This window comes from Yersinia entomophaga (assembly GCF_001656035.1).
In the GTDB taxonomy this organism is placed as follows: Bacteria; Pseudomonadota; Gammaproteobacteria; order Enterobacterales; family Enterobacteriaceae; genus Yersinia; species Yersinia entomophaga.
Map to the genome: position 1 here is coordinate 2354859 of NZ_CP010029.1, position 15426 is coordinate 2370284.

Genomic DNA, 15426 nt, shown 5'->3' on the forward strand with positions numbered 1-15426 from the left:
CGTAGTGGGAATTTCACCGTTAACAGGTGACAAATCGGTGGCATCAGGCTATTTTTGACGATGACGAACTAATTGCCGGAGATACCAGCATAATGGCGGACAAGTTTCACATTTTGCTTCTGAACGGCCCGAATTTAAATCTGCTTGGCTCTCGCGAGCCAGAAAAGTATGGTTACACCACGCTGGCAGAGATTGTTAACGGGTTGGAGACACAGGCTCAGAATTTGGGTGTTGCGTTATCCCATCTGCAATCCAATGCAGAACATGCGCTGATAGACAGAATTCATCAGGCACGGGGCAACACTGATTTCATCCTGATTAACCCGGCGGCGTTTACGCATACCAGTGTCGCTTTACGCGATGCTCTGTTAGGCGTTCAGATCCCGTTTATCGAGATCCATCTGTCTAACGTGCATGCTCGGGAGCCTTTCCGTCACCATTCATATCTCTCCGATATTGCGGTTGGCGTGATCTGCGGACTCGGCGCAGACGGCTACAACTTTGCTTTACAGGCAGCGGTCAATCGCTTGTCAAAATCCAATTAATTGCAACGCAAAAGAGTACGGAATCACACTCATGGATATTCGTAAAATCAAGAAACTGATCGAACTGGTAGAAGAATCTGGCATTTCCGAGCTGGAGATTTCAGAAGGTGAAGAATCAGTACGTATCAGTCGTGCTACAGCCGCACCAAGCTACCCAATGATGCAACAGCCTTATGCTTTTGCCGCGCCACAGCAGCCAGCATTGGCTAACGCTGTAGCACCGGCACCGGCTGCTGAAGCCGCTGCACCCGCAGCCATCAGTGGTCACATCGTGCGCTCCCCAATGGTCGGTACTTTCTACCGCACCCCGAGCCCAGATGCTAAAGCCTTCATCGAAGTAGGTCAGAAAGTTTCTGCTGGTGATACCCTTTGCATCGTTGAAGCGATGAAAATGATGAACCAAATCGAGGCAGACAAATCCGGTACTATCAAGGCCATTCTGGTCGAGAACGGTCAACCGGTTGAATTCGACGAGCCTCTTGTCGTCATCGAATAACGAGGCGTTCCATGCTTGATAAAATCGTTATCGCTAACCGCGGTGAGATCGCGCTACGTATTCTGCGAGCTTGTAAAGAGCTGGGCATCAAAACCGTAGCCGTTCACTCCTCTGCGGATCGCGATCTGAAACACGTTCTGTTGGCTGACGAAACCGTGTGTATCGGTCCGGCAGCGTCAGTCAAAAGCTATCTGAACATTCCTGCAATCATTTCAGCAGCAGAAATCACCGGCGCGGTGGCTATTCACCCTGGTTATGGTTTCCTGTCCGAAAACGCAGACTTTGCCGAGCAGGTAGAGCGTTCAGGTTTCATCTTTATCGGTCCTCGCGCCGAAACCATTCGTCTGATGGGCGACAAGGTTTCCGCAATCAGCGCCATGAAGAAAGCCGGTGTACCTTGTGTGCCGGGTTCTGACGGCCCGCTGAGCGACGACACCACGCAAAACAAAGCTTTCGCCAAACGCATCGGTTATCCGGTGATCATCAAGGCGTCCGGCGGCGGCGGCGGTCGTGGTATGCGCGTAGTGCGCAACGACAAAGATCTGGAAGAATCCATTAACATGACTCGTGCGGAAGCCAAAGCGGCTTTCAACAACGACATGGTTTACATGGAAAAATACCTTGAGAATCCGCGCCATATCGAAATTCAGATTTTGGCAGACGGTCAAGGTAACGCGATTTATCTGGCTGAACGCGACTGCTCTATGCAGCGTCGTCACCAGAAAGTGGTTGAAGAAGCGCCAGCACCGGGCATCACCAGCGAAATGCGTCGTTATATCGGCGAACGCTGTGCAAAAGCCTGTGTGGAAATCGGCTACCGCGGCGCAGGTACTTTTGAGTTCCTGTATGAAAACGGCGAGTTCTATTTCATCGAAATGAACACCCGTATTCAGGTTGAGCATCCGGTTACCGAAATGATTACCGGCGTCGATTTGATCAAAGAACAGCTACGCATCGCGGCAGGCCAGCCTCTCTCCATTAAACAGGATGAAGTGAAGGTTCACGGCCATGCGGTCGAGTGTCGTATCAACGCTGAAGATCCAAATACCTTCCTGCCAAGTCCGGGTAAAATTACCCGTTTCCATGCGCCGGGTGGCTTTGGTGTTCGTTGGGAATCTCATATCTACGCTGGCTATACCGTGCCTCCGTACTACGATTCCATGATCGGCAAACTGATCACTTACGGTGAAAACCGTGACGTGGCAATTTCCCGCATGAAAAATGCTCTGGCAGAGCTGATCATCGATGGCATCAAAACCAACGTTGAACTGCAACAGCGCATTATGAATGACGAAAACTTCCAGCACGGTGGCACCAATATCCACTATCTGGAGAAAAAACTTGGGTTGCAAGAAACCTGATTTTATTTCGCCTGAAAATCAAGGCCGGTTAATACCGGCCTTTTTTATTTTCTGATCAAACAGGGCTAGGCAAACGCCGCGCTTGCCGTAAAATCCCCTACCCTTGTTAAACTCAGAACCGTCAATACCCACGGGAGAATGAATGGACACGAGATTTGTTCAAGCCCACAAAGAAGCGCGCTGGGCCTTTGGTCTGACTCTGGCCTATCTGGCAGGCTGGTTATTGTGCGCCTATTTTCCTGGCGATGTGCCGGGGATGACCGGGTTACCCGCCTGGTTTGAAATGGCCTGTCTGGCCCTGCCACTGCTATTTATTGTGCTGTGCTGGCTGATGGTTCGCTTTATATTCCGCGATATTCCGCTGGAGGACAGTGATGCAAACTGATGTCGTCCTGCCATTAGTTGCCTATCTGGCATTGGTTTTTGGCCTTTCTATTTACGCATACACCCGGCGACAGACCGGTAATTTCCTCAACGAATACTTCATCGGCAACCGTTCGATGGGAGGGTTCGTATTGGCGATGACTCTGACCGCCACCTATATTAGCGCCAGTTCATTTATCGGCGGGCCGGGAGCTGCTTATAAATACGGCCTCGGCTGGGTATTACTGGCGATGATTCAGTTGCCAGCGGTGTGGCTGTCGCTAGGCGTACTGGGTAAGAAGTTTGCGATTCTGGCGCGTCGTTATAACGCCGTAACTCTGAATGACATGCTGTACGCACGCTATCAAAGTCGTTTACTGGTGTGGCTGGCCAGCCTGAGCCTGTTAGTCGCCTTTGTCGGTGCCATGACGGTGCAGTTTATCGGCGGAGCGCGTTTACTGGAAACCGCTGCGGGTATTCCCTACGATACTGGGCTGCTGATCTTTGGCGTTAGTATCGCGCTCTATACCTCCTTCGGAGGTTTCCGCGCCAGCGTATTGAATGATGCGCTGCAAGGGCTGGTGATGCTGGTAGGAACCATTTTACTGCTGGTTGCGGTGGTTCACGCCGCCGGCGGCCTGCATAAGGCGGTCGATACGCTACAACACATCGATCCGGCGCTGGTTTCCCCGCAAGGTGGCGACGGTATCCTCGATTTGCCGTTTATGGCGTCATTCTGGATTCTGGTGTGCTTCGGCGTCATTGGCCTGCCACATACAGCAGTACGTTGCATTTCCTATCGAGATAGCAAAGCGGTTCACCGTGGCATTATTCTGGGCACTATTGTGGTGGCGATTTTGATGTTTGGTATGCATTTGGCTGGCGCATTGGGCCGGGCGATCCTGCCAGATCTGAAAATTCCGGATCAGGTTATTCCTACGCTAATGATCACTGTGCTACCGCCGTTCGCCGCAGGGATCTTCCTCGCCGCGCCTATGGCGGCCATTATGTCGACCATCAATGCTCAGCTATTGCAGTCTTCCGCGACTATCGTCAAAGATTTGTACCTGAATTTCCGTCCGGAACAGATCAAAAACGAGCGTAAGCTGGCTCGTATTTCCAGCATGGCCACGCTGGTTCTCGGCCTGCTGCTATTGCTGGCAGCCTGGCGTCCGCCGGAAATGATTATCTGGCTGAATTTACTAGCCTTTGGCGGTCTGGAAGCGGTATTCCTCTGGCCGCTGGTTCTGGGGCTGTATTGGGAACGCGCTAACGCTCACGGTGCTCTTAGCTCAATGATCGTCGGTGCGGTATGCTATACGCTACTTGCCAGTTTCGACATTAAGATCGCCGGATTGCACCCGATCGTGCCGTCACTTGTGCTGAACTTGCTGGCGTTTTATATCGGTAACCGGTTTGGCGACAGAGCGCGGGCGCGACAGCCTGTCGTCGCCAACGCTGAATAAATCGCTATTTAACGGTATTATTTACCGAAACCTTATTGACAAAAACCGGTCCAAAAACGCAAGTTGCGGAGCGGTTTTAGAAGAGAAAAGCTATGCCTTGGATCCAATTAAAGTTAAACACTTCCGGTAATCAGGCCGAATCCCTCGGGGACGCGCTGGTTGAGAGTGGCGCAGTATCCGTCACCTTCCAGGATACCCACGATAATCCGGTATTTGAGCCGCTGCCGGGGGAAACCCGTCTGTGGGGCGATACTGATGTGATTGGCCTGTACGATGCCGAAACCGATATGGCTGAAGTGATCGCTGTGCTGGAATACAACCCGCAGTTAGGCAAAGGCTTCGCCCACAAAATTGAACAACTGGAAGACAAAGATTGGGAACGTGAGTGGATGGATAATTTCCACCCAATGCGCTTTGGCGAGCGCCTGTGGATTTGCCCAAGCTGGCGCGATGTGCCAGATCCAACCGCCGTTAACGTGATGCTCGATCCCGGTTTGGCCTTCGGTACCGGTACTCATCCCACCACCTCTCTTTGTCTACAATGGCTAGACGGGCTGGATTTGGAAGGTAAAACTATCATCGATTTCGGCTGTGGCTCCGGCATTCTGGCCATTGCGGCTCTGAAGCTGGGTGCCAGCCGCGCTATCGGCATTGATATCGATCCGCAGGCCATTCAGGCCAGCCGCGATAATGCGCAGCGTAATGGCGTTTCAGAGCGTCTGGAACTGTATCTGCCGAAAGACCAGCCGACGGATCTGTCTGCCGACGTCGTTGTCGCCAATATTCTGGCTGGCCCACTGCGCGAACTGGCTCCGTTGATTAGCGTGCTGCCGAAAGTCGGCGGTCATTTGGGTCTGTCTGGCGTACTGGCGACTCAGGCTGCCAGCGTTGCTCAGGCTTATGAAGATAAATTCGCGCTGGACCCAGTGGCAGAGAAAGAAGAATGGTGCCGCATTACCGGCGTCAGAAAATAATCCCCACGCTATTTATCCCCGCTTACGGCCTCACTACGCCGCTGGCGGGGTTATTTCCCCCGTCGTCATACCCAAGCCCGCCTTTTACACTTAATCGCTGTGTGAGCTTTCTGCTGCGTTAACATGTCTTTGTTGCAGCTGATAGCGACGCGTCATGTTTTTTCCTCAAAGTGAGAGCTTTCTCACAGGATTTATGGGGTTATTACTGTGGTTTAACGCAGTTTTGCTTACTAAATCAGCAGTATCGATCGGTGTTAAAAGAAGTTTCCAGTCAATAATCAGGGTGTTTAGCAGAAAATATTGTCGTACATAAAACAACCAATAATTTATAACTGCATGTTTAATATGAATAAATAATTATTATTACAAGATTAGCTGGCTATTTATTGCTATTTTTAAGCCAATTGGTCAAAGTTTGGCCTTTCATCTGAACGTAAAAATGCGTAATATACGCGCCCTTGCGGACACAGTATGGTCATTCTTTGTCTATGCACATTGGACACTTCCAGCTTAAAAATTGCCTGATTGCCGCCCCGATGGCCGGTATAACAGACCGACCCTTCAGAGCCTTATGTCATGCGATGGGGGCTGGGATGGCTGTATCTGAAATGCTCTCCTCCAATCCGGAGGTGTGGCGGACGGATAAGTCGCGTCTACGCATGGTCCATAGCGATGAGCCCGGTATTCGTACCGTGCAGATAGCCGGTTGCGATCCGGATGATATGGCAGCGGCCGCCAGAATTAATGTGGCGGGCGGCGCTCAGATCATTGACATCAATATGGGGTGCCCGGCCAAGAAAGTGAACCGTAAGCTGGCAGGATCTGCATTGTTGCAGTATCCCGATCTGGTTAAACAGATCCTCTCCGCAGTCGTTAATGCGGTAGATGTGCCTGTCACGCTGAAAATTCGGACTGGTTGGGCTCCGGAACACCGTAACTGTATAGAGATTGCCCAATTGGCCGAAAGTTGTGGTATACAAGCCCTGACAATTCATGGCCGAACCCGTGCTTGCCTGTTTAATGGTGAAGCGGAGTACGACAGCATTCGGGCAGTTAAGCAGAGTGTTTCCATTCCGATTATCGCGAATGGCGACATAACTGACCCGCATAAAGCCAGAGCGGTACTTGATTACACTGGGGCTGACGCCCTGATGATAGGCCGTGCCGCTCAGGGGAGACCCTGGATCTTCCGGGAAATCCAGCATTATCTGGACACTGGGGAACTGCTGCCACCGATGCCACTTGGCGAAGTGCAGCGTTTGTTAAACGGGCATATACGGGAATTGCACGACTTTTATGGTCCAGGCAAGGGATTCCGTATTGCACGTAAGCACGTATCCTGGTATCTCCAGGAGCACGCCCCAAACGACCAGTTTCGGCGCACATTCAACGCCATTGAGGATGCCAGCGAACAGCTGGAGGCGTTGGAGGCATATTTCGAAAATCTTGCGTAAACAGAAAAAAGAGCTGACAGAACTATGTTCGAACAACGCGTAAATTCTGACGTACTGACCGTTGCAACCGTAAACTCACAAGATCAGGTGACTCAAAAGCCTCTGCGTGACTCGGTTAAACAAGCACTGAAGAACTATTTTGCTCAACTGAATGGTCAAGATGTAAGTGACCTGTATGAGTTGGTACTGGCTGAAGTTGAACAGCCATTGTTGGACATGGTGATGCAATACACCCGTGGCAACCAAACCCGTGCTGCCCTGATGATGGGCATCAACCGCGGTACGCTGCGTAAAAAATTAAAAAAATACGGCATGAACTGATACTAGTCAGTTAGGTTGTTGTTTAAAAAGGCGTACTCCACACGGAGAACGCCTTTTTTATTGCCTGTAAACTGCCCGCTGTTCTGAGATAAGGAGAACAACCTCGCAAAAAACAAATGATTCCTTCACTAATTAAATGGTCAATCATACTTATACAATCACAACCCTTCGTAGTAAGGTATTTTTTAGAAAAAGTTATCGCAATGTTCTGATTTTATTATTTAAATTGGTAAATATCATGTATTCTTTGTCGTCCCCGCCCATCGGGCAACCTGATAGTGCTGTATCAATCTTATCGATTCACTCAATCACTTTTCAGTCATTCAATAAGTTTCTGGTTATTAACGAGCTATATTAATTACAGCCCAAATTCTGCCTATAGCGCGGACTATCGAATATAAGGTAGATACTATAAATAATAACGCCGGTGGTTGGACTATTAATGAATCGCTGAAGGCCTGTGAATTACCTGCAAATATCAAAACAGGTTTTGCTGGCGTGACTAAAAACCTGGTTGGAGCGGAATGCGTTCCGGTATTATATGCTGCCAAGCAGAGAGGCAACGGTACCAACCCTACGCTGATTTGTGTGCAACCCCTTTCAGAAAAAGGCACGAGCAAACATCTTGTGACATTTATCCTTCAGGAATCCTTGGATAAAAAGTCAGCAGCGCCCTATCACGCCTATCGTTAAATAATTCAGTTTATTGATGGAGTTAAATAATGGAGTTAAATAATGCAGGTAAATAACAGAGATAAATAATAGAGATAAATAATAGAGATAAATAGTCATTTTTATATTTTCAATTTGATTACCGCAACTAAATACACCCGCCCCTCGACAATTATTTTTGTCGGAATGGCTGCTTATTTTATTTATTAATGAAAAATCACTGCAACGACAGTCTCTTAGCAAATCAGACAACGTCATCCTAAATATCCTGCAATGGGTAGAACAGAACGTTATTTCCCCTTGAGTTTGATTAATTAATCTCTTTATTTCACTCAGGAGATATATGTTATACTTGCCCAAAGAGCCGCTTCTCGCCTGCCAACTGCCTCCGATTGAGACCCGAAACACCGCGCGATCCCCGCTTTTAATGTAAAGATTCTGTCAATTATTGGTTTGATGAAAACGATAAGCGACAACTGGTGTCTTAAATAATGTACCGCTAACGAGTTATTTCCTTATGCGTTACACATTCGCTCCTAACGCATAATGATTGAGTTAACATGATAAAACCCCAAAAGTTCCAGCTTTCGCTGCTTCATCCTCGCTATTGGCTAACCTGGTTTGGTCTCGGCGTCCTATTTTTACTGGTTCAGTTACCTTACCCACTGCTGCAAAAGCTCGGCGTGTGGCTGGGCCGGACTTCAATGCGTTTTCTGAAACGCCGCGTCTCCATTGCCCGCCGCAATCTGGAACTGTGTTTCCCGGATATGGATAAGCAAGTGCTGGAACGCACCATTGTCGGCAACTTTGAATCCCTGGGCATGGGGCTGATGGAAACCGGAATGGCCTGGTTCTGGCCTGATTCGCGGGTTAAACGCTGGTTCACCGTTTCAGGCCTGAATCACCTGAAGAAAGCGCAGGAAGGCAACCGAGGCGTGCTGGTTATCGGCGTACACTTTATGTCGCTGGAACTCGGCGGCCGCGTGATGGGCCAATGCCAGCCGATGATGGCGATGTATCGTCCGCACAACAACAAAGCAATGGAATTTGTACAGACCTGGGGTCGTATGCGTTCGAATAAAGCGATGTTGGATCGTAAAGATCTGCGCGGCATGGTACATGCATTGAAAAAAGGCGAAGCCGTCTGGTTTGCACCTGATCAGGACTACGGCCCGCGCGGTAGCGTATTTGCCCCGTTCTTTGCCGTCAATCAGGCCGCGACTACCAGCGGTACTTTCATGCTGGCTCGTCTGGCCAAACCGGCGCTGTTACCTTTGGTGCTACTACGCAAACCCGATGGCAGTGGTTATGACCTGCTGATTCAGCCAGCGCTAGAAGATTATCCGATTGACGATGAGCAAGCCGCCGCCTGTTATATGAATAAGGTGCTGGAAAAAGAGATCTTGCGTGCGCCAGAGCAATATCTATGGCTGCATCGCCGCTTTAAAACCCGCCCAGCGGGTGCGCCTTCGCTGTATTAGCACCATCTGAATAGCAAAAAACCGGCGGAGCCGGTTTTTTATTGTCTGAAGAACGCCAAATCGCGGCTACTTCGCCGTTTTATCTTCTACGCGATAGTCCGAAAGCGATGAGAACGTGCGGGTTGCTTCATCCAGCACATCAATAGAACCGGTTTCAATATCATAAACCCAACCGTGTAAGCGCAAACGCCCCTGCGCTGTCGCCAATGCCACCGACGGGTGAGTTTTAATATTCGCCAGCTGCGCAATCACGTTCTCACGTACCAGAGAATTCAGCCGATCTTTGGGTGAAACATGCGGCAACGCGGCATTGACCAGCTTGGCCGAATCCGCATGACGCAACCAGGCTGCGACCGCAGGCAGATGATCCAAACACTGACACTCGGCAATCGCGCTCATGGCACCACAGTTTGAATGCCCGCAAATTACCACATCGGTAACGCCCAGCACTGCCACAGCATATTCTACCGTCGCGGAAACACCGCCCGGCTCAGGCCCGTAAGAAGGCACAATATTTCCGGCATTACGAATGACAAACAGCTCTCCCGGCTCCCGTTGAGTCAGCAGTTCCGGCACCACGCGGCTATCAGAGCAAGTCACAAACAGCGCGCCGGGACTCTGTGTATCGGCCAGCTGTTTAAATAGCTCAGAACGCTGTGGAAACACTTCTCGTTGGAACTTCAGAAAACCGTCAATAATATCTTGCATCATATCTCTCCTCGCCCGTTCAACGCTGGCCCACGCCAGCACGCTGGCAAGTTTTGTCGCTTACCATAATAAATATCCTATCAGCGGCGCGCCTATTACGGTAATAATTCCAGCCAACATCATGACTAGGCTAGCGACTACCCCTTCCTGTTGCCCCATTTCATAAGCTTTGGCCGTTCCTGCACCGTGGGAAGAGGCGCCCAAACCGGCACCTTTTGCTAAACCGCTACGCACCGATAGCCGCAGAAACAGCAAATCGCCTACCGCCATACCGAATACGCCGGTAATCACCACAAACAGTGCGACCAAATCGGGCTGTCCACCCAACTGTTTCGCCGCTTCCAGCGCAAAGGGCGTGGTGATAGAGCGCACCGCCAGACTGCGCTGCACCTCTTCCGAGAGCGTCAGCAGCTTCGCTAGCCATACCGAACTGGCTACCGCAACGGTAATCGCAGTTATCACTCCTGCGCTGAGAGAAAGCCAGTGGCGACGAATAATCGACAGATTCTCATACACCGGTACCGCAAAGGCGATAGTGGCTGGACCAAGTAGCCATAACAACCAATGGGTTTCTCCAATATAATCCTGATAGGAAATATGAGTAACCACCAGCAATAACACCAAAATCATGGGTGTCAGCACGAGTGGCATGAGCAGCAAGGAACAGCGACGAAGATAGAGTTTCTTATTGGCAAAATAAAGCCCCAGCGTCGCCAAAAAGCACAGGATACTGATAATAAAGTCATTCATGATGAGCTGATTTACGCCGCTGTAGCCAGATTTCAAACCGATAGACTCGATCGACCACTAACCCGGTAGCGGCCAGTGTCAGCATGGTACTCACGGCGATAACGGCAAAAATCTTCCAACCCTCAACCATTAATAGCTGGGAATAATTCACCACGGCTACCACCGCCGGAACAAAGAACAGCAGCATTTCTGCCAATAACCAGCGAGAACCGGCTTTAACCCAGCCCATCGGCATAATGCGTAATACGATCAGCGTCAGTAGCAACAACATACCTACGATATTGGCTGGCAGTGGCAAATGGAAAACCCGAACTAATTGATCGGCAATCACAAAGAGCCCAACGTATAACGCCACTTGAACCGGCACCTGTATGCGTTGGAGGAAAGACGGCGCAAAACTGCGTAACGCCAATGACATGAGTGAACCCCAATGGGAAAGATTTTACAGCATCCAGTATAGGCGCGCGGAAAGCTTGCCAAAAATGAATTAAAATTATCTTAATCATGCCAAATTGGCATACTTAGGGTGATGCTCAAGCTACCAGCCAATTTTTGGGGAATACAGATGGATATCCGTACCTTACGCTACTTTGTCGAGGTCGTACGCCAGCAGAGCTTCACTCGCGCCGCAGAGAAGCTGTTTGTCACTCAACCAACTATCAGCAAAATGCTGCGCAATCTGGAAGAAGAGCTGGAATGCAGTCTGTTGATTCGCGAAGGTCGCCGCCTGCATTTAACCGATAGCGGTCAGGCCGTTTATCAGCGCGGTGTCGCCATTTTGGATCAGTTTCAGCAGTTAGAAGCCGAGCTGGAAGATATTGGTTCGCTGAAAAAAGGCCGCCTGCGCCTGGGCATACCGCCGATGGTCGGCACCCAAATGGCGGTATTAATCAGCGAATTTCGCCAAAGTTACCCCGGTGTAGAACTCCGTATTGCCGAATTCGGCGGCCTGACCGTCCAGCAGGCAGTGCTTTCCGGCGAGCTGGATTTAGCGCTTACCGCCCTGCCCGCCAATGCCGATTTGCCTCTGACTTCATTACCATTATTCAGCCATCCACTGTGCGTGGTGGTGCCGCGCACGCCCTTTTGGCTGAACCGAACCACCATTAGTATTCCCGAATTGGCAGAACAGTCGATCCTGATTTATAACGAGGATTTCGCGCTTTATCGCCAGTTGATGGACGCATTCTCCGCTAACGGATTTTCACCGAAAATTGCCGTTCGCAGCGGTCAATGGGATTTTCTGGCTGCGATGGTGCAGGCCAATATCGGCATTGCCATTTTGCCGGAGCCTATCTGTCAGCGGTTGGATAAGAGTACGTTACTGTGGCTTCCGCTGGAACCTTTACTCCCTTGGCAACTGGGGCTGATTTGGCGCCAGGGCAGCTATTTGTCCCACAGCGCGCAGGCGTGGATTGCCCGTTGTCGAGAATTCTGGCCCAACGGCTCGTTATTAGGAAAAAAACGGGAGAGTTAATGCGAGGCTGAGTGACGGGAGAAACGAGCGGAGCCTGACGACTCCGCTCATTAAGGGAATTAACCTTCTTTTTCTATCAGCAAGGCTTCCAGCAAATCCAAATCGTGCAGTAGCTTTTGCAGCGTTTCGTTGCTAATTTTCTGCGTCGCGCGCAAATGGTAAAGCTCGCCGCGTTCTGCCCGTAACGCGGTTAAACGGAAGCGACGCTCCAGATTCTCTATCAGCAAGGTATTTTCGATTTCGTCTTTACTGCCAGTGCGCCGCCGCAAAGTCCCGATTACCCGCGAACTGACCTCCTTCAGCAATTGCTCGTCAATATTCTCTTCCGTACTGGCCGCCAGACGTTCTTCCATCTTATTCAGGCTAACAATAGCCACTTCGGCCATTGCGGCCTTGGCGGCGCGAATTTCTTCACGGCTGACGCTTTTATCCCCAACCACGACGCCGCGTAGCAACAGCGGCAAGGCAATTACCCCCATAATCAGCGAGAAGAGAATGACACCGGTTGCGATAAATACCAGTTGGTAACGCGATGGGAACGCGGTGCCATCGCTCAGTAATAACGGAATGGACAACACACCGGCCAGCGTAATCGCCCCACGCACGCCAGCAAATGAGGCGACCCATAACTCACGGGTGGTGTACTCACTAAACAACAGCGGGCGTTTTTTCATGACTCGCTTACTGATGCGTTTCATCAGCCACAGCCAGCTAAAACGCAGCATCAGCAGCGCCACATAGATAATGGCGACGTCGGCAAACAGGTTCCAGGTTTGAATAGTTGGATCCAGCTCGGCCTGTAGAATCGAGGTTTCCAGAATCCCCGGCAGTTGCAGACCCAACATGATAAACACCATGCCGTTGAAGACGAATTCCAGCATCGACCATACGCTATCCGCGCGCAGGCGCATTGCCAAAGGCGCATTACGAATGACGCCGGACTGACTGATGGTCATCCCCGCAGCAACCGCCGCCAGAATCCCCGATACGCCAATATGTTCAGCAATCAAATAAGAGGCAAACGGCAGTAATAGCAGGAAAACGATTTGCGTCGCTGGATCGTCACCGCTCCAGCGGCTCATAATACGCAGCGATTTACTGTACAGCCAGGTTACGGCCACACCGGCCAACAGCCCGCCAATCGCCACTTTCAGGAACTCTAGCGTAGCGCCAGAAACGCTGAAGATCATGGTGCCCATCGCCACGGCAATAGCAAACTTCAACGCCACCAGACCAGAGGCATCGTTCATCAAGGCTTCGCCTTCCAGCACGCCCATGATGGATTTTGGAATGCGCCCTTTGCCCACAATACCGGACAGCGCCACGGCATCGGTTGGCGAAAGCACGGCAGCCAGCGCGAAGGCGGCAACCAGCGGAATCCCCGGAACCATCCAATAGATCAAATAGCCAACGCCAACGACCGTAACCAGTACCAACGCCAAGGCCAGACCGAAAATCTCCCGACCGTGATGAATAAACTCGCGGGTAGGCGTTTTCCAACCGTCGGCAAACAGCAACGGAGGAATAAACAGCACCAGGAATAGCTCGGGATCGAAATTAACGTGCAACCCAAAGTGGGGCCAGGCGAGCAAAGCACCACAAACGATTTGCATCAGAGGGAGAGGGATTTGAAACGGCAACATCCGGGTGACAACACCTGAGAGTGATACCACCAAAATCAGGATGAGGATTGTAAAAAAGATTTCCATGCTTTCCTTAGACTCAACGCGACTTAAGTTCTGATCTTACCCACACTCTTCAAGGGGCGGGGGGCCTGATAGGTGATAGTAGATCACTTTTTTCTTCGCGGGGAAAAAACCTGTTACTGACAGCAGCAAAAGCATAAACAGCGGGGAGTTTGACTAAAAATAGCGGTAAGGAGAGGCGATTACCGCTCCTTACCAGCCAGATGAAACAGTTAAATCAGATAGCCCAGCCGCCGGCATAGAATGCCACCAGCGCGATGGCAATAATCACGGTGCCGATATTCAGCTTACGCCATTCGCCAGAGAAAATACGGCCAATCACCAGAGAGCTGAAGCCCAGCATAATGCCGGTAACGATGTTGCAAGTCAGTACGATAAACACCGCACACAGCAGGCCAGACATCGCATCAACAAAGTCGCTGAAATCCAGTTTGGCTACGTTGCTCAACATTAATAAACCGACGTACATCAGAGCCGGTGCCGTAGCGTAGCCAGGAACCAGATAAGACAGCGGAGACAGGAACAGAATCAGCAGGAATAAAATACCGACTACCGTTGCCGTCAAACCTGTTTTGCCACCCGCAGCGGTACCTGCCGCAGATTCGATATACACCGCCGCCGGAGCCGCGCCGACCAAACCGGCAAAAATGCTGCTCACCGAGTCAGACGTCAAAGCTTTACCGCCGTTGATAATCTGCCCGTCTTTATCCAACAGATTAGCCTGCCCCGCCACCGCCCGAATCGTACCGGTGGCGTCAAACACCGCCGTCATCACCAGCGCCAGTACGCTTGGCAACACCACGGGCTGCAAAGCCCCCATAATATCCAGACTGAAAATCAGCGAGTCGCCGTTGGCATCAGCCAGACTTGGCATCGCAAACAGACCTTGGTAAGTCACGCTTGGATCAAAAATCAAGCCAATGATTGAAATGGCGATAATCACCAGCAGAATGCCACCTGGCACCCGCAGTTTCTCCAGACCAAAAATCACCGCCAGACCCAATAACGTCATGATCACCGGGAAAGAGGTGAAAGCGCCCAACGCCACAGGCAAACCTTCCAGCGGGTTTTTAATGACCAGACCGACACCGTTGGCAGCAATCAGCAGTAAAAACAGGCCAATACCAATCCCTGTACCGTGAGCGACGCCCATCGGCAAATTACGCAGAATCCAGGAACGAATGCCCGTTACCGAAATAATGGTGAACAGTACCCCCATCAGGAATACCGCGCCTAAAGCCACGGGAATACTGATGTGTTGACCGAGAACCAGACTGAACGCGGTAAAAGCGGTCAGAGAGATGGCGCAGCCAATGGCCATCGGCAAGTTCGCCCATAAACCCATTAACAGAGAGCCAAGCCCGGCCACCAGACAGGTTGCGACAAATACTGCCGTCGGCGGAAAACCGGCTTTGCCTAACATGGCTGGCACAACTATGACCGAGTAAACCATGGCCAAAAAGGTTGTCAGACCGGCCAGAACTTCTTGGCGCACATTGGTATTGCGTTCGCTCAGTTTAAAAAATGCATCCAACGCGCCTTTCGGCTTTATACCGTCGTTCGCTTGAGGATTGGTGCTAGACATGGTTATGTCCCCTGTGTGTCAACAAATAGCCTGCACGCGGTTCCGACAAAATCGCTTTCATTACTGA

At 50.8% G+C, this 15426-nt stretch carries 15 protein-coding genes; 10 read left to right on the forward strand and 5 right to left on the reverse strand.

Features of this window, described 5'->3' with window-relative positions; all coding sequences use genetic code 11:
* Positions 1-92: 92 nt before the first annotated feature.
* The 9 genes from aroQ to lpxP all read left to right on the forward strand — a co-directional run bounded on the left by aroQ (position 93) and on the right by lpxP (position 9133).
* Positions 93-545, forward strand: coding sequence for a type II 3-dehydroquinate dehydratase (gene aroQ / locus PL78_RS10780; RefSeq protein ID WP_049597986.1), 453 nt, complete (start codon positions 93-95; stop codon positions 543-545).
* A gap of 31 nt (positions 546-576) precedes the next feature.
* A complete protein-coding gene (gene accB, locus PL78_RS10785; protein ID WP_064515437.1) occupies positions 577-1041 on the forward strand; it encodes an acetyl-CoA carboxylase biotin carboxyl carrier protein in 465 nt (154 codons plus the stop codon).
* Between the two features lie 11 nt (positions 1042-1052).
* Positions 1053-2402 carry an acetyl-CoA carboxylase biotin carboxylase subunit gene (accC, locus tag PL78_RS10790; protein WP_064515439.1) on the forward strand — a complete coding sequence of 450 codons (1350 nt, stop codon included), beginning with the start codon at positions 1053-1055 and terminating at the stop codon, positions 2400-2402.
* A gap of 142 nt (positions 2403-2544) precedes the next feature.
* Positions 2545-2787 carry a YhdT family protein gene (locus PL78_RS10795; RefSeq protein WP_064515441.1) on the forward strand — a complete coding sequence of 81 codons (243 nt, stop codon included), beginning with the start codon at positions 2545-2547 and terminating at the stop codon, positions 2785-2787.
* Positions 2777-4231, forward strand: a complete 1455-nt coding sequence (gene panF / locus PL78_RS10800) for a sodium/pantothenate symporter (protein ID WP_064515443.1) — start codon at positions 2777-2779, stop codon at positions 4229-4231. The genes PL78_RS10795 and panF overlap by 11 nt, the downstream gene beginning before the upstream one ends.
* Before the next feature lie 92 nt (positions 4232-4323).
* Positions 4324-5205: a 50S ribosomal protein L11 methyltransferase gene (gene prmA / locus PL78_RS10805; protein WP_064515445.1), complete on the forward strand. Its 882-nt coding sequence runs from the start codon at positions 4324-4326 to the stop codon at positions 5203-5205.
* A 488-nt stretch (positions 5206-5693) separates the two neighbouring features.
* Positions 5694-6659, forward strand: a complete 966-nt coding sequence (dusB, locus tag PL78_RS10810) for a tRNA dihydrouridine synthase DusB (RefSeq protein WP_071925585.1) — start codon at positions 5694-5696, stop codon at positions 6657-6659.
* A gap of 24 nt (positions 6660-6683) precedes the next feature.
* Entirely contained in the window at positions 6684-6980 is a 297-nt protein-coding gene (fis, locus tag PL78_RS10815) for a DNA-binding transcriptional regulator Fis (protein WP_002210061.1), read from the forward strand.
* A gap of 1232 nt (positions 6981-8212) precedes the next feature.
* A complete protein-coding gene (gene lpxP / locus PL78_RS10820; RefSeq protein ID WP_064515448.1) occupies positions 8213-9133 on the forward strand; it encodes a kdo(2)-lipid IV(A) palmitoleoyltransferase in 921 nt (306 codons plus the stop codon).
* Positions 9134-9199: 66 nt separating this feature from the next.
* Here the strand turns inward: lpxP and PL78_RS10825 are convergent, their stop codons facing one another.
* Genes PL78_RS10825 through PL78_RS10835 form a run of 3 tightly spaced genes read right to left on the reverse strand, consistent with a single transcriptional unit; the run spans position 9200 to position 11009 of the window.
* Entirely contained in the window at positions 9200-9841 is a 642-nt protein-coding gene (locus PL78_RS10825) for a carbonic anhydrase (protein WP_064515450.1), read from the reverse strand.
* A 60-nt stretch (positions 9842-9901) separates the two neighbouring features.
* Positions 9902-10591: an LrgB family protein gene (locus PL78_RS10830; protein ID WP_064515452.1), complete on the reverse strand. Its 690-nt coding sequence runs from the start codon at positions 10589-10591 to the stop codon at positions 9902-9904.
* Positions 10584-11009 carry a CidA/LrgA family protein gene (locus tag PL78_RS10835; RefSeq protein WP_064515454.1) on the reverse strand — a complete coding sequence of 142 codons (426 nt, stop codon included), beginning with the start codon at positions 11007-11009 and terminating at the stop codon, positions 10584-10586. Before PL78_RS10835 ends, PL78_RS10830 begins: the two co-directional genes overlap by 8 nt.
* Before the next feature lie 147 nt (positions 11010-11156).
* Between PL78_RS10835 and PL78_RS10840 the strand changes: the two genes are divergently transcribed.
* Positions 11157-12068 (forward strand): LysR substrate-binding domain-containing protein, encoded by a 912-nt coding sequence (locus PL78_RS10840; RefSeq protein ID WP_064515456.1) that lies wholly within the window; start codon positions 11157-11159, stop codon positions 12066-12068.
* A gap of 59 nt (positions 12069-12127) precedes the next feature.
* Here PL78_RS10840 and PL78_RS10845 read toward each other — a convergent pair whose 3' ends face one another.
* Positions 12128-13777, reverse strand: a complete 1650-nt coding sequence (locus tag PL78_RS10845) for a Na+/H+ antiporter (protein WP_064515458.1) — start codon at positions 13775-13777, stop codon at positions 12128-12130.
* Between the two features lie 214 nt (positions 13778-13991).
* Complete coding sequence (locus tag PL78_RS10850) at positions 13992-15359, reverse strand: NCS2 family permease (RefSeq protein WP_064515460.1); 1368 nt, start codon at positions 15357-15359, stop codon at positions 13992-13994.
* Between the last annotated feature and the right edge of the window lie 67 nt (positions 15360-15426).

Coding starts and splice junctions, on each gene's coding strand:
- aroQ (WP_049597986.1), top strand. CDS start 93: ATGGCGGACAAGTTTCACATTTTGCTTCTGAACGGCCCGAATTTAAAT.
- accB (WP_064515437.1), top strand. CDS start 577: ATGGATATTCGTAAAATCAAGAAACTGATCGAACTGGTAGAAGAATCT.
- accC (WP_064515439.1), top strand. CDS start 1,053: ATGCTTGATAAAATCGTTATCGCTAACCGCGGTGAGATCGCGCTACGT.
- PL78_RS10795 (WP_064515441.1), top strand. CDS start 2,545: ATGGACACGAGATTTGTTCAAGCCCACAAAGAAGCGCGCTGGGCCTTT.
- panF (WP_064515443.1), top strand. CDS start 2,777: ATGCAAACTGATGTCGTCCTGCCATTAGTTGCCTATCTGGCATTGGTT.
- prmA (WP_064515445.1), top strand. CDS start 4,324: ATGCCTTGGATCCAATTAAAGTTAAACACTTCCGGTAATCAGGCCGAA.
- dusB (WP_071925585.1), top strand. CDS start 5,694: ATGCACATTGGACACTTCCAGCTTAAAAATTGCCTGATTGCCGCCCCG.
- fis (WP_002210061.1), top strand. CDS start 6,684: ATGTTCGAACAACGCGTAAATTCTGACGTACTGACCGTTGCAACCGTA.
- lpxP (WP_064515448.1), top strand. CDS start 8,213: ATGATAAAACCCCAAAAGTTCCAGCTTTCGCTGCTTCATCCTCGCTAT.
- PL78_RS10825 (WP_064515450.1), bottom strand. CDS start 9,841: ATGCAAGATATTATTGACGGTTTTCTGAAGTTCCAACGAGAAGTGTTT.
- PL78_RS10830 (WP_064515452.1), bottom strand. CDS start 10,591: ATGAATGACTTTATTATCAGTATCCTGTGCTTTTTGGCGACGCTGGGG.
- PL78_RS10835 (WP_064515454.1), bottom strand. CDS start 11,009: ATGTCATTGGCGTTACGCAGTTTTGCGCCGTCTTTCCTCCAACGCATA.
- PL78_RS10840 (WP_064515456.1), top strand. CDS start 11,157: ATGGATATCCGTACCTTACGCTACTTTGTCGAGGTCGTACGCCAGCAG.
- PL78_RS10845 (WP_064515458.1), bottom strand. CDS start 13,777: ATGGAAATCTTTTTTACAATCCTCATCCTGATTTTGGTGGTATCACTC.
- PL78_RS10850 (WP_064515460.1), bottom strand. CDS start 15,359: ATGTCTAGCACCAATCCTCAAGCGAACGACGGTATAAAGCCGAAAGGC.